Below are 25,772 nucleotides of genomic sequence, written 5' to 3' on the forward strand. Positions count from 1 at the left end.
GCCGATGTACGAACCTCCGTGGTACGACCAGGATCTCGAACAAGCCGCATCGAACGCGGCTCAACGGTTCGACCTCGATGACGACCAGGCCCGTGGGCTGGTCGAGATGGTCGTCGACGCGCTGGAAGACGGTGGCGACGCCGTTGGCGACGCGGCCTGGGACGTGGAGAACGAACATCCGGGCGTCCCAGGCGAGGACTTCGTCGAGGACGTCGCCGCGGGCCTCGGTTACGACGACCTGCTGTGAGCTGACCGGTTCAGTATTCGGCGTCAGCCGTGCCCGGCTTCGAGAGCCATCGTTCCCGACCGTCGCGCGGCTGTCCGCCGATGAACCCGTCCCAGCAAACGACCTCGTGGGCCACGTCCGTGCCGAGAAGCCGGGGGTCCAAAGTGGACGAGGCACGGTTGTAGGTCAGCACGAGATTGCTGCCCTGCGTGATGACCTCTGCCATCTGGAGATGGAAACGCGCCCACTCCAGATAGGTCTTGTACGACCGCTCGAGCTTTTTGGACAGGCGACGGTGGAAGCCGTTCCGTTTCCGCGGGACGTCCGCGATCTCGTCGTAGAGCTCTTTGGCACGAGCGAAGAAGTTCTCGGCCGCGAGACAGTGATGGGCCGCCGACATGACGTCCTCGGTCGGATTCGTTCGTTTGACTGCGATCATGATTCCTGCCTTACGTCAGTCGTGCCAGGTGGGGGAGCGTCGATCAGGTTGACCTTCTTGCCGATCCGGACCGGTGCGTCAGCCGGACCGCGCCAGTGGCCGGACACGACCTTCCACCGTCGGAGTGAGTGATTGGGTCCGTATGCCTGCCTGCGAAGGAACGGTGCGACGGGGAAGCGGACACCCACGGTGCGTCCGGTCGGTTCGTAGGCACGCGCCGGTCGAGGAGGTGTCTTCCGGCTGACCGAAAGCACTCGTACCGGGTCCGTGGAATGACCGGCTCGTGCGGACCGCTTCCGCAACGTCTTCGGAAGGTGCTCGTCGGTTACCTCCGTGAAGCCGTTCGGCTGGCAGAAGATCCAACCGGCGTGGACTACGCGCAGCCAGTCGATCGTCGTCTTGGCGGCGGCGACCCTGGTGGGGTCGAGGGCTCGTCCGCCAGGCTCGTCGGGGACGACGGCCTGAGTAGCTCCCCAGGGCATGTAGATCTCGTTGTCCCACGTCAACTCGGCATTCTGTGCGTGCGCGAGCCGGGTCGCTTCGGCCGTCGGGAAGCCCACCGCGCGGAACTTGGCGACGACCGCCGCGAAGTCGGTGGCGCTCCAGAAGGTCAACCAGAGTCCACCGTCGGGATGGCTGATGAGGGTGGTTTCTCCCCAGGAGACGGCGACGATGGCGACGTCCTTGCCGTCTTCTCTGGCGTAGGTCGCCAGGGGTTCGGCGAAGAGCATGAAGCCGGTCAGCGCGGGCAAGTCCTGAGGCTCGATGTCCCAGCGGTCCCGAAGATTCCGGGCGGCGTGGTGCACGAGCGGCGTGATGTCGCTGGTCACGTAGAACAGCCGCGCTTGATGGAGCCGACGGTACTCATCCGCCAGCATCAGCTCGGCGCCGACGTCCGGATCACCGATCGGACGAAGCGTTCCTCGGCCCTCGTGCACCATCGCCGAGGTGAACAGGTGAGCGACGGAGGTCGTGAGGTATCCGGCCAGATGCTCGCGCAAGGCGGGAAGCTCGCGCGGCTCGGGCGGGCACCAGGCCGCTTCAGCGTGCTCGGCCATGGCGACGCCCCTCGAATCGCTTCCGAACGGGCTGTGACCTGGTGTTTGAGTGGTGCATGGTACCTCCCGGTGAAACCTTGAATACGAAGTGAGCAAGGTTCAGGGTAAGCAAACTTTGCACACTTAGTCAACAAGGTGTGCTCGGGTTGGACATGCCGTATTGCCGCTGGTGCAAGTCGGACGTGCAGGTGCCTGTTAACTTCAGCCTGGTGAGCGGCGAAAACCATCGGGTGGAAGATGGCCGTCCGGCCGGCGAAGGGCTGACCCTTCGGTACCTCGGGATGGTCGAGATCGGGGAGTGGTTCGAGGTCTCCCATCGGACGGTCGCCCTGTGGCGGCGCCGCTACGCTGCCGACCACCCGTTCCCAGAGCCGGACGTTGTGATTGGGCGAACGCCTGGTTGGTCATCTGCGCGCGAGGCGGAGATCCGAACGTGGGAGCGGGCGCGGCCGGGGCAAGGCGCAGGTGGTGGTCGGCCAAGGAGGGCGACCTAGCCGGTTGTTCAGCTGTGCCTCATCCACGCCTTCGCCTGTGTCATCTAGGCGGGCTGGTTCGATGCGCAGGGAATCGGTCGGACGCTGCTAATCGGAGGGGGCTCGGTTCGAACTCGCTAGTGGGTCTGGATTCCCGCGGCACTCGCGGTGATCCATCGGACCCCGTACGCGAATCCCGGCGCGAGGTTGCGGAACTCTACGTGTATTTCGCCTATGGCGTCTGGTGTCAGCGGCACGCCGCTGGTGCCCTTGTCCCGGACGTCTTCTTGGAACACCTTGTCCAGCCGTACGACTTGGACTGGTGCAGGGCTGGTGAACCGGATGTGTAGGTTAACAGGTCGACTGGGTGCCGGGGCACACAAACGTAATGTGCGTACTGCATGGGGCCACGGAATCTTAAGGCGAACTCGTGCTTTCCGTGGCGGGTGAGTGGCTTTGGCAGCCGCAGTCCGAGCCCGATCCGCTCACTTGATTCACTGACGCTGGTGGTCAAGCGTCCACCATGGAAAACATCAACGTTCAGGTCCTCCTGAGCAGGGTCACTGACGAGGAGCAGGCGATCCGCCCCGGCCAGATTGGCACCCGCGACTACCTCGCGACCGCCGCTCGCGCCAGCGGTGCCACCGTGCACAGCGCTGAGCTGACGAGCCAGCACCGCCATCACAGCGCCCGCTACGACAGCTGGGTCCGACGTCTGCTCGGCCTCGACGACCCGCCCAGGCGGCCGACTCCATGGAGCCCGGACAAGGGACCCTCGCCGCCGCGGTTCGAGTTACGGGTGGCTGACAGCCCCGGCGAGCTGGAGCAGCTGCTGCGCGCGAAGACCGAGCTCGGGGCGAGCGCTCGGATCACGGCCGGGTTGTGCTGGCCGTGGAGCGACGCGACCCCTGGAAATCCGATGGTCGAGGACATCGTGATCGGCGGCTGGCGGCGCCCGTGGAGTGTGAAGGGCCAGCGCGCGGTCAACGGCCTTCCGCCCTCGCCGTTGTGGGCGATCGATCCCGCGGGCTCCGGACAGGTCGGCAGCGTGTACAGCGCGCAAGGCTTCGAGTACGAGTACGGCGGCGTCATCCTCGGCCCCGACCTCATGTGGCGCGACGACCGATGGGTCACCGATCCTGCAGCCACCCGCGACGACGCCCTCGACGGCGCGTTTGTGGCGAACGTCGACCTTTGGATACGCCGCACCTACCGCGTGCTGCTCACCCGCGCCACGGCGGGCACCGTGCTCTACTCCACCGACACCGACACCCGTGCCCTGCTGCACGCCCTGGTCGCCAGGTAATCAGCGGGGCCCTCGTCACCGACGCGGAAAGGTGGTTTTGTCGGTCTGATTTGGCTCTGGCACAGGCTTGTGGTCCGGCATACGGCACTGCTGGCAGGTGCACAACGAGGCATGTCCGAGGTGTTCCAGGCACTGCGACTGCGGGCTCCTCAGCCGATCGCACGGCAAAGGACCACGGTCAGGTCAGTGTGGTCGTGGGGGTGGTCGATGCCTCGTTCATGTGGAGGAATTCCTGGTAGAACCCTGCGGCGTCGTCGATCCAGTCGGCCTGGCAAGAGTCGTGCTCGCAGCGAATTGGTCCGCAGGGAGCTACCCCGATCGCGCCTGCCTCGAATTGCAGCGTTCGCAGGCGACGGACCGCGTCGTCTGCGCGTTCGGCCAGCGTGGCTCCTTCGGCCGAGTCGCGCGCTTCCACATGCCAGGCTGCGCATTTCGCCATCCACCGGCGGAATTTCGCTTTCTCTCGTTCTAGCGTTTCGTTCTCTTCCATGCTGAGGCCTGCGACGCCGTCACCAGGCTGCTCCGGCGTGACGCCGAGGCCGACCGCGACCTGGCTCCGTAAGTCTTGGACGACCGCTTTGCCTGGCTGAGAGATCCCCGCTTTCAGCGCGATACGTTCATAGCCAAGACAGTCGCCGCAGACGATGGTTTCCGGCTCGCTGACGCTGGCGCCGGGCAACTCCCCGAACCGGAAGAACACGTCATCGCACCACGGGCATTTCTCGTCCATGGGGGCAAAGAATGCCCAACGTCTGACGACGGCGCCAGCGTGACCCTCAACCCATATAGGTGATCCCGGGCCGGGAACCAGACTGCTATCCACTGCATTGTCTGAGGTCACCGGCGGTCCTCGGTGTCGCTCTCAGACGTTGGGGATTGTCCCCGAAGGTCTGGTTCCCGCTAGCAGGACCGTGTCGCTCGACGGCCGGTGTATCAAGAGGTCTGAAGGTGCGGGCCGAGGTAGCCGATGCAGAGCGGACCACCGTGGTCGGTGGCGTCCAGGAAGTGCAGGCGCGGGTAGGGGGAGGCTTGGCCGATCCTGACGTGGGCGAAGTGCGGGGCGAGTCCGCTCGGATCGACTTCGACGGGGACGCGGTGCAGCCGCTGCTTCCGGAGCCGGGGGTTGTTCTGCACTGTTTCGCTTTCCCGCAGGGCCACCTGGGTCGCGGAGATCTTGGTGCCGGCGGTGTCGGAGTCCAGGTAGGCGGTGAAGTTACGGATCGTTGTGCTCGGCAGGCCGGCAGCGTTGGCGGTGTGTTTCGCGGTGGCGTAGTCCGAGAGTGCGTGAAGCGCGCGCCAGGTGGTGGTGATCCAGTCGCGTCGTGTCGGCAGCTGATTCGCCTGTTCGGCCAGGTCGGGGCTGCACCAGACATGTGGCAGACCGGTGGCCGTGGTGATCAGCTCCGGCCAGGACGCGGGGACGTCGTGCGGAGCGGGGATGCTCTCCTGGGCCGCAGGAGGCTGCGGGTTCCAGGCCTGCCGGGCGGTCCGTTGGTCCAGTTGCTGCTGAAGCTGCTGCACCCGGTTCTCGAGGCCGGCGATCGTGGTGGTCGCCGCCGCGAGGTCTGCGTCACGCCGGTGCAGCTGCGCGGTCAGCGCGTCCAGATGCGCGGGGCTGCCGACGGTCGCGGCCTCGGCCCGGTAGCGCAATGCCGCGTGGGCGAGACGACGACGTGACGCCTGCAAGTCAGCGATGGTGGCTTTGTCCCGTGCTGCGCGGGCATCCAGTTCGATCGTGCGGGCACGCAGTGTCTCGGCGAGCTCGGTGACATCATGGAGCTTCTGGCGCATCTCGGCGAGCTCGGCGGTTGTCGAGGTCAGCGCTTTGTCGAGGGTGCGGTCGAGGTGCCCGAACACCACCGTCGGCTCCTGGGCGGAATCGGCAGCTGTCCATATGGTGCGGAAGCTGGCGGGCCCGGTGTCCTGGGCGGTCTGTCGTGCCTCGGCCAGCGCGGGTCCGTGCTGCCATCCGACGGGGTAGATCTGCGGAGGCTTGGCCTGCTTGCTCTTCCCTCGGCTGGCTCCGCCGCGCTGGGGTGCGGGTTTCGTGGCGATCTCGGCCTGATCGCTGCACAGATAGAGCATCGCATGGAGAGCGGCATGGGTCAGCGTACTGACCCAATCCTTGACCTTGTCCAGACGGGCCATTATGCCCGGCTCGAGCGCGAAGGCCTTGAGCGTGTTCTCGACGGTGTCCTCGATGGTGAAACGGTCCCGTCCGATCGGCACGGTGAGCCTCGTGAAATCGAGGTCCTTCTCCTGGCCGTGCTCGTCAACCAAGCTGGTGACCGCCATGATGCCGATCGCGTCGCGTTGCGGGTCATGGGTGGAGCACAGCTGCCGCCGTCTCTCGGCGCGGCGACCGTAGATGTAGAACCCGAGAAGCTCGCCGAGGTGCCCGTCCGGCGTCGTGACAGGCAAAGGCCGCGGAAACAGCACCAGCGGGTTCGCATGCGGCAACCGGTCGAAGATCGCTCCCGGCAGGTCGCCCGACGCGCTGTCCTCCAGCTCGTCGACCAGTGAAGGATGGAACGGGAGCACCACACGCTTCGATGTCGTCCACAGCTTGTGGACCGCTGAAGCCATGATGCAGTGGTAGACCAGCTGTCGATGGTCGCCTGGCACGTGTGGCGGTATCACGAGCTCAGGGGAGCCCTCGGCGACTGTGCGCACGAGCGGCCAGCAATCAGCCGCTCTGACCGCGGTCTCCTGCGCTCCCAGCCACCGCGAAAGCCGCTCAAGAATTACCGGGGCCTGCTGATTCAGGCCAAACTCCAGGACCACCACCCGCTGATTCTAGTGCCCGTCGCGATACGCGACGGGCCAGCCCGATCAAGCATTCAGGGCCCGGACCCCAACCGTTCGGCCTCGAAAGTCAGGATGTCGATCGATCGGTAAGGCCCTTGCACGATTCATGGAACTCGCGCCGCGTCTGAGCCGTGCCACGACCAGCACTGCGCGGGTCAGCATCATCGCCTGCCGCCGTGACCTCAATGATCCACCACCTCGGCTCGCTCCGGAGCAGGCCGCGCGCAGGAACCGGCTATTCCCGAGGCAAGGGTGGCGGTTCTGCGCGCGGCTCAGGCGTGGCAGGCGTCAGGCATTCAATGCGGGCTCGGTGTTGTCGTTCGTTGCCGAGACATCGGTCTTGTCCGGGTTGATGGCGAACCGCTTCGGCGCCTCGCAGGTCTTGCGCGCGTACCCCGTCGGCGACGAGCTTCTCCAGGGCGTTGTTGACCGCCCCGCCTGAACGGCCGAGGTCCTTGCCGATCCTGGCGGGCCCGAAGGCGTCGCCCGGGTGGTCGGCCAGATATTCCTCCACCAGAGCCCGAAGATCGCCCTTGGGCAGACGTTCCTTGTCCCTGGCGGAGGTGTTGGTGTCCGCAGGCGATTCTGCTACCGACGGCCCGGTTCCGGTCGCGCTGTCTCCCGGAGCATCCGATGCGGAGTTGGGCAACGGACTGGTGCCGTTCTCGACGTCGGCGGTAGTAGCCGCCCTGGCGCCGTCGTCGACGGTGGTGTCCGTGGCAGCGGCCTCCGGGGCGTCATCGGCGGCCGGACTGGTGGCAGCCTCCCTTATTGCCGTGGTGTCCGGTCGCGTGTCCTCGGTGCCGGGTGCGTTGGTGTCACGTTCCACCGGGGGCGAGCGCCCACGTGTCGGGATTGCGCGGACCGTCTCCGCCGGTCTGATCACCGCCGCTCCCGCGCGGCCAAGACTGGCACTGTCCCGGCAGTTATGGAGTCTTGGTGTCACGACCGATCTGATGACGGCCGCCCGTGTGCTCGGCGTCGGCCGCACCACGGCCTACCGGCTCGCCCGCGAGGGCACGTTCCCGGTTCCGGTCGAACGGGTCGGCCGCAACTACCGGGTCGTGGGCGCCCGGCTGGCGGAATTCCTCGGGCTGGACGAAGAGCCTCGTGGTTGACGCTTCCTCTTTGTCCCGAATGGAGCGTCGATGGGCGCTGTCCGGAACACATCCCACCTGATCGTGGCAGGAACGAATCCGATGGCACAGAACTTCTCCGGCAGCACCTATAAACGCTGCACCTGCAAACACCCGAAGAGCAGCAAGCAGCTGGGTGCCGCGTGCCCGAAACTCAAACGCCGCAACGGTGCCTGGACGTTCCGAGCACGGAACTTGGTACTACCAAGCCGAACTTCCCGCCCGCGCCGGCGGAGCCCGCCGTACTCGCAGGCGCGGCGGGTACGCGTCCCAGACTGACGCGCAAGCCGAACTGGACAAGATGGCGGCCCTGGTCGAGACCGCCGAACCCTACGGTGCCGCCGCTGCGATCGGCGACGTCATCGATAAACACCTCAAGACCAAGGAACCCCTGCCCTCACCGGGAATCCTCAGCGCACGACTCGATGCCGGTGCCGTCGACGGTGGAGGACCTCGATACGCCCCTCGTAGTCGAGCATCGACGAGGTCTCCGGATCGCGGCCTTCCGATCCGGCATCATGGCTACAGAGCAAATCCAGCAACATGAGCGGTGAAACAGGACTCCCGATCACCGGCCACCGAACCGGCAAGCCTGCGCGGGCATTGTCGTAGCCTTTCGAATCACGCTGCTGGGAGACATCGACTCCGTACATGACATTTCCGATGAGCGCCCTGATGCAGCCACGCTCACGGCGGATCGCCACTCCGGCCGACAGTAAATGTCCCTCCTCGAGGGTGCTGCGACTCCAATACCTATCACCATCTCGAAATAGATACCATCACGCCGCGAGATTCCCGCCGAGCGGGTACCGGCAAGCCACCTTTTGTAGCGGGATGCGCAGCGTGCTGCCTTGGTGAACCTTCGTGGTAAAGCAACCAGTCTACGTTTTGACCCGGCTCCGGCGCCATGACGGGTGCGCATTGGCGGAAGATACTTCCCTTTTGAACGCAGATGCCTCCATGTCATCTGGACAGACGGCTCACCAACCGGCTGAATGGCAGGCGTTGCAGACCGGACGAAGCCGTCCCGGCTTCAGGGGATCAACGGGGAAGCGAGCTGTCCATGAGCGTCGAGGTGGCCACTGAAAGGCAGCCAGGGGCCGGGGGTATCCGGCGACTCGTTCTCGAGCCGGCCGAGGCAGCGGAGATCGCCGATCAGGCCGAAAAGATGCTGTCGAGGTTCCGCGGCACGTCGCTCGAGGACAACCTCGGCCACATCCGGGCGGCCGCCGAAGACTTGCCGCCACGATTGCGCAAGTTCCTCGTCGAGTCCCGGCTGATGGAGTCAGACGTCTTTCTCGTGTCCGGGTTGCCTCTGAGCACCGACCTTCCCCCCACCCCGATCGGGTGGCGCGCGGCCGAAGAGGCCGGTACGGGTTCAAGGGAGATGCTGGTATTACTGCTCTGCGGATCGCTCGCCGGAGACCCGTTCAGCTGGGTCACGCAGCAGGATGGCCGGATAGTCCACGATGTTTGCCCCTCGCCGCGTGCCGCGCATTCCCTGACCAGCGCGAGCAGCCTGAGTGATCTTTCGCTCCACACCGAAGACGTCCACCACTCCTGTCGCGCCGACTACGTGTCGCTGATGTGCCTGCGCAACCCTGACGCCACGGCCACGACCGTGTCCCACGTGGACGATGTCCAGTTGTCCCCGCGGATCCGCAAGCTGCTGGGCGAAACCCGGTTCCGGTTTCACCCCGACGACTCGCACGCAGAGAATGAGGGCTTGCCACCGGACACCGGAGCGGTGCTGTTCGGCCCGCCAAACCGGCCTTACGTAAGATTCGACGTGGATTTCATGAGCGCGAGCGACGATGCCGCAGCGGATGCGATCCGAGTCGCCGGCGAGGCCTTCGAAGCGGCCGCCCAGCAGTTGGTCCTCAGGCCCGGGGACATCGTCTTCCTCGACAACTACCGGGTGGTACACGGTCGTCAGGCATTCGCCCCGCGCTACGACGGCAATGATCGCTGGCTCAAGCGGATCAACCTCGCCCGGGACATCCGGCGGACGTACCGCGAGACCGGCCGACTCTCCCGAGCCCTCCGATGAGCCCGGTCGGCTCGTACGACGTGCTCGCCGACCTCAGGTCCGACACGGTGACCAGACCGGATTCCGAGATGCGGCGCGCCATGATGCACGCCGAGGTGGCCGACAACGTCATCGACACAGATCCCACGATGGCCGCCCTGGAGCGGCGGGTCGCTTCCCTGCTGGACATGCCGGCCGCTCTTTGGATGCCCAGCGGGTCAATGGCGAACCTCGTCGCGTTGATGGTGCACCTTCGCCGCGGCGACCGGTTCCTCGCGCCACGCGATGTCCACGTGCTCGCGGACGAGCTGGGCACGGCCGCCTGGCTTGCGGGCGGCATGCCCGTACCGCTGCCCCATGACGGCGGAGCCGGCAGGCCGGCTCCTGCGACAGTGCGGGCGGCCTGTCCGCAGCACGCGACCGGGTTCACTGAACTGAACACGACATTGCTGTGTCTCGAAAACACCCACAACGCCGCCGGGGCGTGGTCATCGCGCCCGGCGACCAGGCGGAATTGGTGACGACCGCCCGGGAACGCGGACTTCGGGTGCACCTCGACGGAGCCCGGCTGTGGCACGCTTCGGTGGCTTTGGGCGTGCCGTTGCCGGCATTGACGACCGGCGTCGATTCGGTTCAGGTCTGTCTTTCGAAGGGGCTCGGTGCGCCGGTCGGTTCCGTGCTGGCGGCTGACGAGGGGTTCATTTCTCAGGCGCGGCGTGTCCGCCAGATGCTCGGTGGTGGGGTACGACAAGGCGGTGTCCTCGCCGCCGCGGGACTGGTGGCGCTGACCAGGATCGATGAACTGGCAGCGGACCACGAGAAAGCGAAGGCGTTCGCATCGGGACTGGCCGAACTGGGCTGGCCGGTGAACCGGCCGGAGACCAACATCGTGCTGGCCACCGTGGCGGACGTACAGCAGGCGCTATCCACCTTGCGCGACATCGGAGTACTCGCGTCGGAAATCGCCGGCCGGGTCCGGTTCGTGGCGCACCGTGACATCTCCAGGTCAACGGTCGATGCCGTGCTCGACCGGATCAGTTCCGCCGGTGGCGCACCGGAGGCACTCGGCCTAGAACGAAAAGGAGCCGTCAGTGGAGTTCAGTGACAGACGCGTCCTGGTCACCGGGGCATCGCGGGGCATCGGCAGGGCAGTCGCCCTGATGCTGTGTAACGCGGGCGCTCGCGTTGTGGGTACCTTCCGTACGGGAGTCGAAGAAGCCCGCGAACTCGCGCGGTGCGGGGTGGAAGAGATGGTCCAGGTCGACTTCGCTGATCGTGATTCGACTTCCGCGTGGATCGATGCCCTGGCCGGCTCGGAACCGTTTCACGGAATCGTGAACAACGCCGGCGCCATCGAGTTCGAGAAGTGGGAAGACCTCAGCCTCGAGTCTTGGGACAGGGTGTTCGACATCAACCTCCGCACCGTGCTGGCGGTGACGAAGGTGCTCAGCGGAACCATGCCCCCCGGCGGCTCCATCGTCAACGTCACCAGCAAGGACGGGATGATCGGGACCTATGCCTCCCTTTCGTACTCGGCGAGCAAGGCGGCGCTCATCAACCTGACCAAGAGCTTGGCCAACGTCCTCGGGCCCGCCGGCATCCGCGTGAACGCCGTATCCCCGGGCTGGGCGGACACCGGGATGTCCACCGAGCCATCGCTCGAAGCCGGCCGTATGACACCGCTCGGCCGCAACGCGCGGCCCGAAGAAGTCGCCGAAGTGATCAAGTTCCTGCTAAGTGACGCTTCGTCGTTCGTCTCCGGAGCCAACTACCTCGTCGACGGCGGCTACACAGGTGTCGATCTGATCATGAAGAAGGAGTCGGAAAGCTTGTGATCAGTGCCGAACGACCGCCGCTTCATAATGGAAGGTCACCCATACTCGGGACAGCTGCGCCTCCCGGCTCCTCGGGGTGGGTGGAGATCACCACCCGATCGACGTGTCCGCATACCGCTGGGGGCTAGCCGCCAGACTTCACCTGGTGCATACCTTTGAACCTACTCTCCGCAACGGACATTACTTCCCGAAGTCGGTCAACCCCGAGCGGATCGCCACCGACTTCGACGTGTTCGACTTCGAGTTGACCGCGGACCAGATCGCCGCGATCGACGACCTGACACCGGCGTCGCGGCGGGCCCGGCGCCGACGTCCCTCGGCTGCGCAGAACCCGCGTCCCGCCTGATCGTGTCGATCGTCGAGTACGGTGCCGCCCAGCTGCGTCGTTGGTGGCGGACCACAATGCCCGCCGCCACTGAGCACGTGCAGCGATGGCCGCGTGGTCAGTGACAACACCGCGGCGAGGGGGACAGCCACCTCGCCGCGTGGATCGGTCGGAACCTGTACGGAATCCACGATCTGCTGCACCTCTACACGCGCGAACTTGTTCTAAGCCGAAGATTCCGCGGAGGAACGGAACGCAGCGCTCCGCAGGCTCTTCGACCGTGGCCCCAAGGCAGGGGAAGCCCGTCGGTGGGCTGCGCTCGATATCTGCTGTGCGCAGTCGCAGAACACCAACGCGATTACGGGGTTGAGAGTTGTTCGCGGTCTACACCGCCATGATGATCGTCCTCGTAGTCGCGAATGGACAGCCGTTCCTTGGGAGTTCAGTGCCACACCAGGCATCGTTCATCCAGCTTCAGCACACGCTGTTCTGCCTGGTATGACCGTCACCGGGCACCGCTCAGCGCGGTGTCCATCGCCGAGACGATGCCGTCCCAGAAGTGGATCCTGGCGTGCATCGCTGTGCGGACGGTGCCGACACACTGGTCCCATTTGACCTCGTCGTCGCCGCAGAGATCGGCGAGCATCTGCATCGCCATCGGCGTGTGCTCGTCGGCATCGACCGCGATGTGCCGTTCGAGGTAGGCGCGGAACAGCCGGAGGCGGCCGTCTGCCGGCTCGGTGGCGATCACCTTGTCGAACATTTCCGGTATGAGGTCTTCCCGGCTGAAGGCGAACGCGGCGGCTTGGCAATGCACGGGACTGTCGGTGATGATCCGCCAGGTCGCCGAAACGAATTCGGCTGACGGCCGCGGTACGCCGGCGATGGCCAAGGCATCTGGCACGGGTTTCCCCATCCGTAGGGCGTCGAGGAACTTGTCGATGGCCCTGGTGTTCGCGCCGACCTGTGCCATGGCGGCCCGGTAGAGTTCGAAATGGCTGCTGAATCCCGAATCCAGCTCGTCGCTCTCTTCGACCAGGACGATGTCGTTGATGAGTCGCCTACTGGTCGCGTGTCCCCGCGGAATCCAGGGCACCTCGACGCAGGTCAGCTGACGTTGCAGGGTTTTCAGCAGCGACATGAAATCCCAGACGGCGAACACGTGGTGTTCCATGAAGACGGCGATGTCGGAAGTCGACGCGAAGCAGTCATATATCCGGTGAGTGGTCACCTCGTCGCGTTCGGGCTCGATCTTGGCTCGAATCATGTCGATTCCGGGATGGGTGGTTTCCCATTTATAGCGCGACATCGGGGGTTCCTGTCTGAATAGTGGTAGTGGCCCGTTCGTTGCTGCCTGGTCGTAGGCAGGAGTCATTCGATGGGTATGCGGTGGCCGCCGCCCTCGTGCCTTGGCTGGAGCGGCCCACCTGTCGGTGCGACAGAGGACTATGGCCTCGGTATGCGTGAGATCGCACCGAGTTAATTCGTGAAGGAGTTTCGGCTCGAGGTGCTCCTGTCTTTGAACTAGAGCGGTCAATTCCAATTCGAACGTAGTGTCGTACGCAACTGGTCGAAATAGCTGTTCAACGTTAGTACCCGCCTGGGTGTCGATCTCGTCTGAAAGCAGGAATCCTTGATGAGCGGTGTGTGATCGGGCGCAAGGGATTCGGCACGCTGGTGGGTGCCCGGACACGCACGGTGGAGTTTCGCTGAGTGTGCGTTCCGCCCCAGGTTTGATGGAGGCATCGAACACCCGGAGGATTCGGAGTCATGGCGGACGCCGCTACCGATCTTCAGCACCTCATTGGCCGCTGTCTGCGGACGCTGACAGTGTGCTTTGCTCGGTGGCGTGGAGTCGGTCCTGGTCGGCTTGGTAGAAGTACTGCGTTTCCGATATCACCTCGGCGTCCTGCGGCGTGCCAGCGTCTCCGTGTCGTGGAGCTCTTCCGCCTCGATGTCGATCGACTCGTCATCTTCCAGCTCGGAGCCGAAGGGGGCGACCTGGGTCGGGTGCGCCCACTCGGCCTCCACGCTCTGGCCCGCCCCACGCAAGAGGACGCCGTCCTGGTGTCCGGTCAGCCACTTCAGTGCGATCTTCGCCCCCTGCGCGCCGCCATAACGAGGAATCCAACTGGCCGTGAACCGCGCGCGCTTTTTCACGTGTCACGACGAGCCGCGCAAACGACCTGATGTTGATGTACCGCATTATCCCTCCAGCAAAAACCTGGAGTGCTAAGTGATCAAGGTTTGAGTAAGTTTCTCGGGTCAGACATGCCGTATTGACGCCGGTGCAAGTCGGACGTGCAGGTGCCTGTTAGCTTCAGTCTGGTGAGTGGCGAAAACCATCGGGTGGAAGATGGCCGTCCGGCCGGCGAAGAGCTGACCCTTCGGTATCTCGGGATGGTCTGTCAACGGTCATCGTGACCTCCGGGCGGGCGGACTTCGGTTCTGCGGGCTGGCGGACATGGTTTCTCCGGATGGGCGGACATGTGGGTCACTCGGTGGTGTTGGTCAGCGGGTGCACCCCCTTGCCGGCGAGGGCTTCGGCGAGGCGATGGCTGTCGCCTTTGGTGGCGACGAGGTGAGCGTGGTGGAGGAGCCGATCCACTGTCGCTGTTGCCGTGGTCTTGGGCATGATCGTGTCGAAGCCAGACGGGTGAATATTGCTGGTCAGCGCAATCGAGCGCCGCTCATATGCGACGTCGGCGACCCGGTAGAGGGCCTCGGCGGACTCGGCTGCGACCGGGAGCAGCCCGATGTCGTCGACCACGATCAAGTCGTTGCCGCAGATGCGGGCGACCGTCCGCGCGATCGTTCCGTCCACTTTGGACTTCATGATGGTCGCGGTGAGGGTTTCGAGGGTGTGCCAGGCGACCCGCATGTCCTTCTCGATCGCGAGGTTGGCCAGCGCTTCGGCGAAGTGGCTCTTGCCTGTCCCGGACGGGCCGCTCAGGACAAGATTCTCGTTTCGCTGCAACCATTCCAGTGTGATCAACGCGTTCTGGGTGGCCTCGCTGATCGAGGACTCCTCCGGCCGCCAGGACGAGAGCGTTTTGCCGTTGGGCAGCTGCGCTTTCTTCCTTCGCATCCGCCGGGTCGCGGCGTTGCGGCCGGAGGCTTCCTCGTCTAGCAGGACGCGCAGGACCTCGGCGGGGTCCCAGCGTTGCGCCCGCGCGGTCGCGAGGACCTCAGGGGCGGCTTTGCGCAGGTAGGGCAGCCGCATCCGGCGCAGCACCCGATCGAGGTCCTCCGGCAGCGCCGGCGATGTCGAGGCGCTCATTCGCCCAGCCCCTCCCAGGCCGAGGTCCCCGGTTGCGCGGAATGGCCTTCGTCGGCGCGGACAACGTCGGTGATGGACGCGGAGGTGGCCAGGTGATCCACGATCGAGGGCAGGTCCTCCTCGGCGAACCGCCCGGCGATCGCGGCCAGGCCCAACGCTTCGTCAACCCTCTCCGGGCCCAGCGCGGCGGCGAGTTCGAGGGCCTTGCCCATCTTGGTGCGAATGCGGGTGACTCCGGTCGAGGCGGCCTCGACCAGCCAGCGATGCGCGCCTTCGCCCAAGTCGAGGAACGCGACCTCGGTTTCGGTCCGCGGCCGGATCTTCGGCGGACGCGGCGAACCCGTGCAACGGCTGGCCGAGTAGTGCGCGTCGAGAATCCGCGGCTTCCCGGGGGTCGAGAGCCGGTGCCGTGCGATCTCGGCCAGCCCTGCGGCGCTCCGGGCGGTGACGACGAGCTCATCGCCGACGACCCGGACCCAGACCTTGCTGCTCTGGTGTCCGTCCGGGGTCGAATACCGGACCGACCCGAACCTGATCGTCTGGTCCGTCTCGACCAGGCGCTCTTCCCCGAGAGCGAGCGCATGCGGCTGCTCGGGAAGAACGTGCAGATGCGCCCGTTCGATATCGAGCCGAGCGTTCGGAGTCGCCGCGGTCTCGCGATGGACGCGGGCGTTGACGCGTTCGCACCACTCGAAGCAAGCGTCAGCCAGCTCGGCGAACGAGCGGTATTCGGGCAGCAGGTTCGCCGAGGTCGGCACCAAGTCGGCCTTGGCGATCTTGACGGTGTTCTCCGCACCGCCCTTGGATTCCGGGTCGAACGGCTCACACGTTTCGACCTTGCAACCGTAGTGCCGCCCGGCCGAGACGATGTCCGGATGCCGCACTGGAACCCCGGCGACCCGGTCGCCGTGACCGTCCGCGGATTGTCGGTCAGCAAATATGTTGGGGCGCCACCCATCCGGCGCAACATCGTGTCCAAACAGGACACCAACGTCCCGAGAGTTTGGTCCCAGACCGGGATCACCACCCGAAACCGCGACCAGGGCAGCCAGCCGCAGAACAGCTGCGTCCGCCGCCCACCGACCTTCGGCCCCTCACCCCAGTCAAACTGACACCACATGCCCGGATCCGGGATCCAGGGACGATATTTTCGCCGGTGGCCAGCCTTCCACGCCTGCTTAGCGCGAGCGACGGCACGACGAGTGGTCCGCTCGACGCCGGCGAACCCCATCGCGACCAGACGCTCATGCACCACGTCAGCACGGACCTTGCCCTCCGACGCCTCGACCAGCTCCTCGATCTTCTCCGCGAACGGGTCGATCTTCGGCCGCGTCACCGGACGCCCGATCGGGTCACCACCAGCGTCACGGATCGCGACATACCGGGCGACGGTCTTCTCATCCACCCCGACCAGCTGCGCAGCCGAGTGAGCGCAGCGTGTCAGATCGAACGCTTCCAGAATCTCCATGATTTTCCTGTCAGACTTGGTCACGAGGGGCCCTCCTCGAGCGGCTGGTCTGGAACCACACAAACCAGAGCCAACCCGCCCGACAGGGCCCCTCCCTGCATTGATCAACAAGGGCGTGTCGCGCCCAGCAACCAAGTCCGTCAACCCGGAGATTTCATGTCCGCCGACCCGGAACGCGATGTCCGCCTATCTGGATCTTCGCGTGTCCGCCGACAATGGTCGAGATCGGGGAGTGATTCGAGGTTTCGTTTCCGGATCCGGACGTTGTCATCGGTCGGGCGCCTGGTTGGTCACCCTCGCGTGAGGTAGAGATTCGGACGTGGGAACGGATGCGACCGGGGCAGGGCGCAGTTCGTCCGTCGCTCGGCTCAATGTGGGGCTGATTTCGTGAACCGGAAAGCCCTTGACGAGAGTCCAAGTGAGGTGAGCGCAAACGTAGGCGGGCACATCCTGGGCCCTTTCTGTTGTCTCATCGCGACGTCATCATGATTTGTCTCAACCCGTGGCATTTCCTTCGCTCGGCGAAGGGTCGATGGCAGCGGCGGTCGTGTCGAGACGGCAGCGCCCCGGCCATAAGGGCATACCAGGGGCTTCGCCGCATCCGGGCGAAGCCCGCGCCGGTGATCAGCAAGACCCTTGACTTTCAACGCGTCCAGCTCGAGAGGTAACAGCTCTCAGGGACGTCTCACGCGATCAGTCACGTCAATTGGTGCTTAGCCCGGTGACGATGATTCACTTCCCGATCGAACGGATTCCTGTGCGGGCAGGAAATCGTAGTCGGTCCTCCGCAGCCTGCGCAGGCGCAGGCGATAGCGCAGGATCGAGTCCGGCCACAAGACCGTTCCGCTAGGCGAGGCGTTCTGGTACCAGTTGCGGCAGTTGCCGGGGGCCCAGACGGTCCGGGCGAAGCGTGTCCGCGTCTCGGCCAGGAAACGGTCGGTCGCGTCGTGGCGGACGGTCAGGGCTCGGGCGCCGGTCGAACGCGTCGTGCGGATGGCTTGGACCACGTAGCGGGCCTGTGTCTCGATGTTCGGCACGACGCTCGTGTAGGGCGCGAATCCGTTCGGTCCCAGGAGCGTGAACATATTGGGGAAATCCGGCACCGCGAGCCCGTGATATCCGTGCATGCCGTCCCGCCACGCTTCCTTCAGCAGCCGACCGCCGAGACCGGCGATCTCGATCCGGTCGAACGAGCCGGTGAGGTCGAACCCGGTGGCGTAGACGAGCACATCGGTCCGGTGTTCGCCCCCGGCCGTGTCGACGATCGTGTCCGGGCGGAGCTCGGCCGGGCCGCCGGGCACGACATGCACGTCCGGCCGGTTCAGCGTCGCGTAGTAGCCGGTGGAGAACAGGACTCGTTTGCAGCCCAGCGGGTAGTCCGGCGTCACGAGCACGCGCAGCGACGGATCTGTGATCTGCTCGGCGATCCGCCGCTGGACGATCGGCTCGGCGACACGCAGCAGTTCCGGGCGAGTGTGGAAGCCGAAGCCACGTTTCTCCCGTTGCAGGTAGATCCCCAGCCGGTGCAACGACCGCGCGGCGGGGAGCCAGGCGAAAAGCCGTTGGCGCCAGGCCGGGATCGCCGCGTCCGCCTTCGGTAGAACCCACGGCGCGGTGCGCTGGAAGATCGTCAAGGACGCGGCCCGTTCGGCCAGGTGTGGCGCGACCTGCACCCCGGAGGCGCCGACGCCGACGAGCGTCACGTGCTTGCCCGCCAGGTCGATGTCGTGGTTCCAGCACGACGTGTGCCAGGTGCTGCCCTGGAACGTCGCCGCGCCGGGCACGTCGGGAATCCGGGGGACGTGCAGGCCACCGACTCCGAGTATGAGGAACCGGCTGACGTAGGTGGCGCCGTCCCCGGTCTTGACGGTCCACTCCGCGGTCGCCTCGTCCCAGCGGGCGCTCGTCACCTGGGTGCCGAAGCGGATCCGAGGCAGGAGTCCGTGGCGGTCGGCGACACCGCGGAGGTACCCGAGGATTTCCTCCTGACCGGCGTATGTCGAGCGCCAGTACGGATTTTTGGTATGCGAGTACGAATACAGGTGTGCCTCGACGTCACAGGTCGCACCGGGATACGTGTTGGCCCGCCAGGTGCCGCCGAGGTCCGGCGCCTTCTCCAACACCACGAAATCGATCCCGGACCGCGTGAGGGCCACGGCCTGCCCGATCCCCGATAGGCCGGCGCCGACGATCAGTGCCTCCGTTCGCGTCGTCATCGCGGGCCTTCCCGGAGGAACTGGCCGATCTCGGGCCACAAGCCGGTCCATACCCGGTCTTCATGTTCGCTATCGTGTGACAGCCCTGGCACCGTGACCATCTTCACGGGCAATCCCGCCGCCTGGATTTGGGTGGCGAGTTCTTCCGACTGGGCAAGGGGAACGACCGAGTCCGCGTCGCCGTGCAAGATCATCAACGGTGTGCCGAGCGTGCCGACGTCGGTGAGCGGCTGCCGTTCCGGCGCGGAGAAGTAGCTTTCGACGTCAGCCGAGCCGAACCCGGAGTCCGTCGGAAGCAGCGTACCGGGCTGGGCTTGTTCGGCAGCCACGAGTGTCGCAGGGTCGTACAAGCCCATCAGCAGAGCCGCGTGCCGCCACAGATCAGGACGGCGTTCCAGCGCCAGCAACGCGGTGTAGGCGCCGCGGCTGGTGCCCACGATGCTGATCCGGCTGCCGTCGATCCCCGGCAGATCGGCGAGGTACCGGGCGGCCGCGATGACGTCGTCGACGTCTCCACCGCCCATTTCGGCCCTGGCGGTGAAATCGGGACCGTGCCCTGGCGCGCCGCGCTGGTCGACGGTGAGGACGGAGAACCCCGCGGCGAGCAGTGGAGCGTGCTCGCTGAGGTGAGCGTAGTCACCGTCTGCGTTCAACGCCCCACCTTCGCCCGCCGTGCACACCACGACGGCCGGATGCGGTCCGGGGCCCGCGGGAACGCTCAGGTGGCCGTAGATCGTCAGCCCGTCCGCCGAAATGATCTCGTGCGGAACGGCGGCCGTTTCGGCCTGCGAGCGGCCCAGCTCGTCGACGAGAAGATCGACGAGCACACCCACGCTGAGGTTGCGCTGCAGCCGCACCGCCGGCACCGCGACCCCGAGGTGTTTCTGCAGCAGCACCCGCATTTCAACCGCGGTGAGCGAGTCCACGTCGACCGCGTGCTCCTCACCGAGCTGGCGCTCGGTAAGGCCGGTGGTGCGCTGCAGCAACGGCGTGACGAGCTCGGGCAGCATAGACGCACGATCGGCCGGGGTCGCCTCGCGCAGTCGCTTCCCGACGGACTCGTCCCCGTTGTCGGCGGCGCTCGACGGAACCACGCCGGCGAACCTCGGCAACGGTGCGAGCTGCGGATTGGCGCGCGCCCATCGCGGCCAGTCGATGTCGGCGACCGACACCTCCGAAGGCTGTGTGTGCAGCAGCGCTCCCAGCTCGGCGACCAGCCGAGCGGGGGAAATGCCGACGTGGCCGGTGCGGCGAAGGACATCGCCTACGTAACCGTCGCGGCTCACCGCGACCCCGACGTCGTCGATCATTCCCCAGCCGACGCTGGTCGCGGGGAGTCTCTGTGCGCGCCGGTAGCGGGCGAGGCCGTTGAGGAATTCGTTGGCTGTGGTGTACGCGCCAGCGCCGACCGCGCCCAGTTGAGCCGCTACCGACGAGAACAGCACGAAGAAGTCGAGACGGTCGCCAAGAGTCTCCCGGTGCAGATGCCAAGCACCGTCCGCTTTCGGCCCGGTAGCTGTGAGCAGCCGGTCAGCGTCGGTGTCGGCAAGCACGACGTCGTCGAAATCGGCCGCGGCATGCAGCACACCGGCCAGTGGGGGCAGTCCGGCGCGGATGCCGGTGAGGAGTGCGCGCACCTGCGCGTAGTCACCGACGTCGACCTTCTCGACCCGCACCTCGACCCCTCCGTTGGTCAGGTCCGTCACCAACTGGTCGGCAACAGGCGTGGTGACCCCGCTGCGGCCGACCAGCACGAGGTGCCGCGCGCCCTGTTCGGCGAGCCAGCGCGCCACCGTCCGGCCGAGCCCTCCGAGACCACCGGTGATGACGTACGTCCTGTCCGGCCGGATCGGTGCCTCGGGCATCGACGCCGCCGGGACCAGCACTTCCTCCTCGGCCATGCGCAGCACGATCTTCCCGCGGTGCTCAGGACCCGCCATGGCGCGGAAGGCCTCGGCGGTGTCCTTCGCCGGCCACTCGGTGACCGGCAACGGTGCGATCACCTTCTGTTCGCAGAGTTCCGCGACCGCCTGCATGCATGCCCGGACGTCACCGGGGCGCAGAGCCATCATCTGGTCGTAGTCGAAGGAGTGGAACGACAACGCCCGCCGGGCCGAGGCAAGCCGCACCGCGTGATCCGCGACGTCGCTTGGCTTGCCCAGCTCCACGAACCGGCCGAAAGTGCTCATAGCCCGAAGGCTGTGGTCGATCATGGCTCCGGGCAACGAGTTCAGCACCACGTCGACGCCCGCGCCGCCGGTCCAGTCCAGGATGTCGTCCGCGAACGACGGAGACCGCGAATCGGCGACGAGCGCAAACCCCTCCTGGCGCAGGAAATCACGCCGCTGTGCGCTGCCGGCGGTGACGAGTACCTCCGCGCCGAGCCACCTTGCGATCCTCGCCGCAGCCAGTCCGACGCCACCGGCCGCGGAGTGGATGAGCACCCGCTCGCCGGAGCGGAGGCCCGCGAGCCGGACAAGCGACAGGTGCGCGGTGACCACGGGCAGCAGCGACGCCGCCTCAGCGGCCGACAACGCGTCGGGCTTCTTGACCACGCGCACCGCCTCGAGCGTCACGTACGAGGCGAACAGGTCTCGGCTGTGCGCGAACACCTCGTCCCCGGCCTCGAAACCGGCTACGCCGTCGCCCACCGCCACGACCGTTCCCGAGCATTCGAGCCCGAGCGTCTCACCGGAATGGCTTCCCTCGATCGCGTGCGGCGAGATCAGGCCGGTGTGTTTGAGCACGTCCTTGAAGTTGAGCCCGACGTGGGATACCCGGACCTCGACCTCACCTGGACCGGCCGGACGGCGAGTGGTGGCGAGGAAACCGAGCGCACCGCCGGACGACGCCAGCCGCACCGGGGTGAGGTCGGTGCGCGTGCGGACATGGTCGAGTTCCGAGCCGTCCTCGGCCTGCTTCAGCCGCCGCACATACCGGCCGTCGGGCCGGAGGGAGACCTCGTCGCCCTTGTCGTGAAGGACTTCGGCGAGCAACGCCTTCCCGGACACGCCTGGGGCGAGATCCACCAGCCGGCATCGCAGTTCCGGCCGCTCGGCGGCGACGACCCTGCCGAAGCCCCACAACGAAGCCGCCGACGGGTTCGACGTGGAGGCGCCTTGTGCACCCATGGTCACGAGGAACAACGGCACAGCGGGCAGTTCTTGTACGAGCCGCAGCGGTGCGGCGATCGGTGCGCACGCGACCTCGGGGTCGATGTTGTCGATGTAAACCACAGCGCGGCAGCTTGAAATCGAGGAAAGAACTCGCTCGACCCAGTCATCATCGGCCGGGTCCACAGCGACGACGTCCTCCACCGCCGCGACGAGGTCGAGGGCGAGCTCGGATGCCGTGGCCGACGATCCGACGACGATCCACCGGCCATCCGCTCGCCCTGGGGAGCCTTCCGAGGCCTGTTCCAGCGATTCCGGCTGCCACGTGTGCCCGTAAACCAGCGACGACGGCTCGTCCGCCACCTCCGCGAGCCGCCTGGCCTGCAGGCCCCGAATCTCGGCGACCACGTCACCGTCGTCGGTCACAAGGGACAGGTCACAGTCGATCCGGTCAGGTCCCGCGGGGTGTCGACCCCGGCCGTGCACCCACAACCGCGTGCCCGGGGAACGGAAGAACCGCAGCGCATCGATTCGAGCCGGGACGTAGGTGACGGATTCCACATCGTCGCCGAGCATCAGCGCACCGGCGATCACCGCCTGCAGTGCCGCGTCGAGCACCACGGGGTGCAATCGGTGGCCGTCCTGCTCGACGGTATCCAGCCGCAGCTCGGCGTACACTTCGTGGCTCTCCCGCCGCCACCACAACCGCTCCACGGCACGGAACGCCGGGCCATAGTTCAGGCCAGTGCCTCCCAGCCGCGCGTATACCTCGTCGTGGCCGAGTTCCGGCAGCCCTTCGGTCAGCACGGCTGGCGTTCCGGTGCGCCGTTCGGGCAGCAGCGTCTTGGTGACCTGGCTGCGACGCAGCTCGGTGTGTAACGTCCACAGTGGATCGTCGGGCTGGGTGCGGCTGTGCAGGGTGAGCAGCTGCCGCGCCGGGTCGTAGCCTGCCCGTAGCGTCGGGATCGACGACGGTGCCAGCACGAGCGGACGGTGGAACACGACATCTTCGAGCAGACACGTCTCGTCGTCCGGAAAAGCGGCCAGCGCGGCTTCCAGATAGCCGGAGCCTGGGAACACCACGGCCTCGCCGATCCGGTGATCGTTCAGGTACGGCAACGCAGAGGCCGACAGCTCGACGTCGTGGACCGGCGTGACCCCGGCGACAGGCCGTCCGCCGAGCCGCAGTTCGCCAGTACCCAGCCGCTTTTCCCGCGACACCACCGATTCCACCCAATGTCGCTCTCGCTGCCACGGATACCGCGGCAGGTCCAGGTGTTCGCGTGTCCCCGGATGCACCCGGTCCCACGCCGGATCGGCGCCGGCGGCATATCGGTGACCGAGCGCGGCGAGCAGGTACTCGCGCTGCGGTTCCTCGCGGCGCGCCGATGCCAGGCGGACGATCTCGTCGGTGCGGTCGGCCAGCGCCTCGTCGATCGCGGACGCGAGCACCGGATGCGGTCCGATCTCCAGCACGGCACCGGGCGCCCGAGTGAGCACGCGCCGGAACGCGTCGGCGAACAGCACAGTCTCGCGGACGTTGCGCCACCAGTAACCCGCATCGAGTTCCGGACCATCGACCTGGTCACCGGTGACCGTGGAGAACAGCGGGATTTCCGCGCGGCGCGGCCGGATATCCCGCAACGCGGCGAGCAACGGTTCGCGGATCTCCTCCATCTGGTGGCTGTGGTACGCCACCTCGACGCGGAGCGGCTTCACCGACGCTCCCGCCGCGCTCAGTCGCTCACCCACCGCCGCCAGGGCGTCGTGATCGCCGGCGAGCGTTGTCGCGTACGCGCTGTTGACCGCGGCAACCGCTACGCCCTCCCGCAGGTACGCGGCGACCTCGTCCGCGGGAAGGTCCACGGCCGCCATCGCGCCGCGACCGGCAAGGCGCGACTGAAGGTGCGCACGGTGGAAACTGATGGTGAGGGCGTCTTCGAGCGTATACACGCCCGCCGCGTACGCGGCTGCGACCTCGCCCACGCTGTGACCCACGATGAAGGCCGGCTCGATTCCCCACGCGCGCCACAGCGCGGTGAGCCCGGCTTGCACGACGAAATTCCCGACCTGCGCGTACAACGTCTTGGTGAGCCTCGACTCAGCCTCGTCGCGGCCGAGCTCGTCCGCCATGCACACGCCGAAATTCGCCAGTACCTCGTCGCAAGCCGCGATGACCTCGGCGAAGCGCGGCTCCGTCGCCAGGAGCTCCCGGCCCATGCCCCACCATTGCGGGCCCATTCCGGTATACACGAATGCATTTCCCGGTCTCGTCGGCCGCCTCGGCTCGACGGCCAGCTCCCGCAGCTTCGCCGCCGCCTCGTGTGCGTCCTCGGCCACCACGAACGTGCGCAGCGGATGGTGCTCGCGCTGCCGTGACGCCGCCCGGGCGACCCGCCGCAGCGAGGGGCTTCCCGGTCCGTCCAGCACCTTCGCGTAAGAACCCACCAGTGCACGCAGGGCTTCCGGGCTTCTCGCCGACAGCGGCAGGAGAACCGGCCCCCGCTCTTTCTCGGTAGTCGCGACGGGCTCGGATCCTGTCCACTGCTCCAGGATGGCGTGCGCGTTCGTCCCGCCGAAGCCGAATGAGTTCACCCCGGCCCGGCGCGGCCCCGCTGACTCCGGGAACGGCACCATCTCCGTCGGAACCCGCAACGGAAGCCGGTCGAACGGGATCTTCGGGTTAGGCCGTTCGAAGTGCAGGTTCGCCGGGATCAGCCCCTTGCCGAGGGAGAGGACCGCCTTGATCACCCCGGCGACGCCGGCCGCCGCCTCGGTGTGCCCGAAGTTCGATTTGACCGATCCGATCCAGTGCGTACGCGGCGAATCACCCAGCACCTCACCGATCGCGGTCGCCTCGATCGGATCGCCCACCGCGGTACCGGTTCCATGAGCTTCGAAGTACCCGACGGACGCGGGCTCGACGTCCCCGACCTGGCAGGCCCGCTCGATCAGCAGCCGCTGGGCGTGCACGCTGGGCACGGTGATCCCCGGCGTGCGGCCGTCCTGGTTCACCGCCGTGCCACGCACGACCGCGTGGATGCGGTCACCGTCACGCACCGCTGCGGGCAACGGCTTCAGCAGCAAGACGCCCGCGCCCTCGCCGCGGGCGTAACCGTTGGCGCGGTGGTCGAACGACCTGCAGCGGGCGTCCGGTGAAAGGAACTGCCCTTTGGACATCAGGACGGTCGTGACCGGATTGACCATCACGTTCACCCCTGCCGCCACGGCGAGGTCGCAGTCCCCACGGGCGAGCGCGCCCACCGCGTGGTGCAGCGCGACCAGCGACGACGAGCATGCGGTGTCGAGAGTCAACGCCGGACCTCGCCAGTCGAACGCATACGACAACCGCGCGGCCAGCATCGTCATGCTCACGCCGGTCGGCGTGGCCGAACCGACGAGATGCCGGTTCGAGTCAGTCAACTGCAGCGTCGCCGCGTCGAAGGTGAACCCGCCGACGTAGACACCGACATTGGCGGCCGCGGTCGACTTCGGCGGGATCCCGGCGTCCTCCAGCGATTCCCAGGTGACCTCCAGCAGCAGCCGCTGCTGCGGATCGAGAGCAGCCGCTTCGCGCGGCGACATCCCGAAGAAGCCCGCGTCGAATTCGTCTACCGGATCCCGCAGGAAACCACCCTGTCGCACGAACATCCGACCCGGCGCGGCCGGGTCCGCGTCGTAGTGGTCACGGATTCGCCAACGGTCGGCCGGGACGTCTCCGATCGCGTCGGTCCCGGATGCGACCAACTCCCAGAAACCCGGCATATCCTCGATCCCGCCCGGAAAACGGCAGCCGATCCCGACGATAGCGACCGGCGTGCCTGCCGCATCCCCTGTGCCCGACAAATGAACCTCCCGATCGGAATCCCCGCGCTTGCCAGGGTGCGCGATCATGGTCGCCGAAGCCGATGTCAAAAACAGAATGTGTCCGGATCTGCTGTCGGTTATGCACGAAGACACCCGTGACGAGGTCAGAGGACCTCTTACGACGTGGTGGACGGGCGGCGGACGATCAAGACGCCCTCAGGTAGCCTGCCGCGCTCGTCTGCTGCGAGGGGCC

Annotated in this window: 18 protein-coding genes and 1 pseudogene; 7 read left to right on the forward strand and 12 right to left on the reverse strand. The window is 66.6% G+C overall.

Features of this window, described 5'->3' with window-relative positions; translation table 11 throughout:
* Window positions 1-4: 4 nt before the first annotated feature.
* Window positions 5-247: a hypothetical protein gene (locus MJQ72_RS18555; RefSeq protein WP_240600612.1), complete on the forward strand. Its 243-nt coding sequence runs from the start codon at window positions 5-7 to the stop codon at window positions 245-247.
* Window positions 248-257: 10 nt separating this feature from the next.
* Here MJQ72_RS18555 and MJQ72_RS18560 read toward each other — a convergent pair whose 3' ends face one another.
* On the reverse strand, window positions 258-665 hold the full coding sequence (locus MJQ72_RS18560) for a hypothetical protein (RefSeq protein WP_240600614.1): 408 nt from the start codon (window positions 663-665) through the stop codon (window positions 258-260).
* Window positions 662-1,723, reverse strand: coding sequence for a hypothetical protein (locus MJQ72_RS18565; protein WP_240600616.1), 1,062 nt, complete (start codon window positions 1,721-1,723; stop codon window positions 662-664). Before MJQ72_RS18565 ends, MJQ72_RS18560 begins: the two co-directional genes overlap by 4 nt.
* Before the next feature lie 996 nt (window positions 1,724-2,719).
* On the opposite strand from MJQ72_RS18565, the gene MJQ72_RS18570 reads away from it, so the two are divergent.
* Window positions 2,720-3,502: a DNA/RNA helicase domain-containing protein gene (locus MJQ72_RS18570; protein WP_240600618.1), complete on the forward strand. Its 783-nt coding sequence runs from the start codon at window positions 2,720-2,722 to the stop codon at window positions 3,500-3,502.
* Between the two features lie 178 nt (window positions 3,503-3,680).
* On the opposite strand, the gene MJQ72_RS18575 is transcribed toward MJQ72_RS18570, so the two are convergent.
* The 3 genes from MJQ72_RS18575 to MJQ72_RS18585 all read right to left on the reverse strand — a co-directional run bounded on the left by MJQ72_RS18575 (window position 3,681) and on the right by MJQ72_RS18585 (window position 7,139).
* Complete coding sequence (locus tag MJQ72_RS18575; protein WP_240600620.1) at window positions 3,681-4,232, reverse strand: hypothetical protein; 552 nt, start codon at window positions 4,230-4,232, stop codon at window positions 3,681-3,683.
* A gap of 203 nt (window positions 4,233-4,435) precedes the next feature.
* Window positions 4,436-6,289 (reverse strand): hypothetical protein, encoded by a 1,854-nt coding sequence (locus tag MJQ72_RS18580; RefSeq protein ID WP_240600621.1) that lies wholly within the window; start codon window positions 6,287-6,289, stop codon window positions 4,436-4,438.
* A 256-nt stretch (window positions 6,290-6,545) separates the two neighbouring features.
* Window positions 6,546-7,139, reverse strand: coding sequence for a hypothetical protein (locus tag MJQ72_RS18585; protein WP_240600622.1), 594 nt, complete (start codon window positions 7,137-7,139; stop codon window positions 6,546-6,548).
* A 127-nt stretch (window positions 7,140-7,266) separates the two neighbouring features.
* On the opposite strand from MJQ72_RS18585, the gene MJQ72_RS18590 reads away from it, so the two are divergent.
* Complete coding sequence (locus MJQ72_RS18590; RefSeq protein ID WP_240600623.1) at window positions 7,267-7,428, forward strand: AlpA family transcriptional regulator; 162 nt, start codon at window positions 7,267-7,269, stop codon at window positions 7,426-7,428.
* A 428-nt stretch (window positions 7,429-7,856) separates the two neighbouring features.
* Here MJQ72_RS18590 and MJQ72_RS18595 read toward each other — a convergent pair whose 3' ends face one another.
* A complete protein-coding gene (locus tag MJQ72_RS18595) occupies window positions 7,857-8,150 on the reverse strand; it encodes a hypothetical protein (RefSeq protein WP_240600624.1) in 294 nt (97 codons plus the stop codon).
* A gap of 359 nt (window positions 8,151-8,509) precedes the next feature.
* Here MJQ72_RS18595 and MJQ72_RS18600 point away from each other — a divergent pair, with 359 nt between their 5' ends.
* The 4 genes and pseudogenes from MJQ72_RS18600 (at window position 8,510) to MJQ72_RS18615 (ending at window position 11,656) form a co-directional block, all read left to right on the forward strand.
* Window positions 8,510-9,496 (forward strand): TauD/TfdA family dioxygenase, encoded by a 987-nt coding sequence (locus MJQ72_RS18600; protein ID WP_240600625.1) that lies wholly within the window; start codon window positions 8,510-8,512, stop codon window positions 9,494-9,496.
* Window positions 9,497-9,576: 80 nt separating this feature from the next.
* Window positions 9,577-10,580, forward strand: a pseudogene (locus MJQ72_RS18605) (threonine aldolase family protein).
* The gene (locus tag MJQ72_RS18610) at window positions 10,567-11,310 is read left to right on the forward strand and encodes an SDR family NAD(P)-dependent oxidoreductase (protein WP_396426957.1); all 744 of its coding nucleotides are present in this window, start codon (window positions 10,567-10,569) and stop codon (window positions 11,308-11,310) included. Before MJQ72_RS18605 ends, MJQ72_RS18610 begins: the two are co-directional and overlap by 14 nt.
* A gap of 145 nt (window positions 11,311-11,455) precedes the next feature.
* On the forward strand, window positions 11,456-11,656 hold the full coding sequence (locus MJQ72_RS18615) for a hypothetical protein (protein WP_240600626.1): 201 nt from the start codon (window positions 11,456-11,458) through the stop codon (window positions 11,654-11,656).
* A gap of 484 nt (window positions 11,657-12,140) precedes the next feature.
* On the opposite strand, the gene MJQ72_RS18620 is transcribed toward MJQ72_RS18615, so the two are convergent.
* From MJQ72_RS18620 to MJQ72_RS18645, 6 genes are all read right to left on the reverse strand, one after another.
* Complete coding sequence (locus MJQ72_RS18620; RefSeq protein WP_240600627.1) at window positions 12,141-13,010, reverse strand: DUF3050 domain-containing protein; 870 nt, start codon at window positions 13,008-13,010, stop codon at window positions 12,141-12,143.
* 521 nt (window positions 13,011-13,531) lie between these two features.
* Complete coding sequence (locus MJQ72_RS18625) at window positions 13,532-13,795, reverse strand: hypothetical protein (protein WP_240600628.1); 264 nt, start codon at window positions 13,793-13,795, stop codon at window positions 13,532-13,534.
* A gap of 334 nt (window positions 13,796-14,129) precedes the next feature.
* The gene (istB, locus tag MJQ72_RS18630) at window positions 14,130-14,915 is read right to left on the reverse strand and encodes an IS21-like element helper ATPase IstB (RefSeq protein ID WP_240600629.1); all 786 of its coding nucleotides are present in this window, start codon (window positions 14,913-14,915) and stop codon (window positions 14,130-14,132) included.
* On the reverse strand, window positions 14,912-15,799 hold the full coding sequence (locus MJQ72_RS18635) for a Mu transposase domain-containing protein (RefSeq protein ID WP_240600630.1): 888 nt from the start codon (window positions 15,797-15,799) through the stop codon (window positions 14,912-14,914). Before MJQ72_RS18635 ends, istB begins: the two co-directional genes overlap by 4 nt.
* A gap of 1,297 nt (window positions 15,800-17,096) precedes the next feature.
* On the reverse strand, window positions 17,097-18,599 hold the full coding sequence (locus tag MJQ72_RS18640; RefSeq protein ID WP_240600631.1) for an NAD(P)/FAD-dependent oxidoreductase: 1,503 nt from the start codon (window positions 18,597-18,599) through the stop codon (window positions 17,097-17,099).
* Window positions 18,596-25,558 (reverse strand): SDR family NAD(P)-dependent oxidoreductase, encoded by a 6,963-nt coding sequence (locus MJQ72_RS18645; RefSeq protein WP_396426958.1) that lies wholly within the window; start codon window positions 25,556-25,558, stop codon window positions 18,596-18,598. Before MJQ72_RS18645 ends, MJQ72_RS18640 begins: the two co-directional genes overlap by 4 nt.
* Window positions 25,559-25,772 lie beyond the last annotated feature (214 nt).

This window comes from Amycolatopsis sp. EV170708-02-1 (assembly GCF_022479115.1).
Taxonomy (GTDB): domain Bacteria; phylum Actinomycetota; class Actinomycetes; order Mycobacteriales; family Pseudonocardiaceae; genus Amycolatopsis.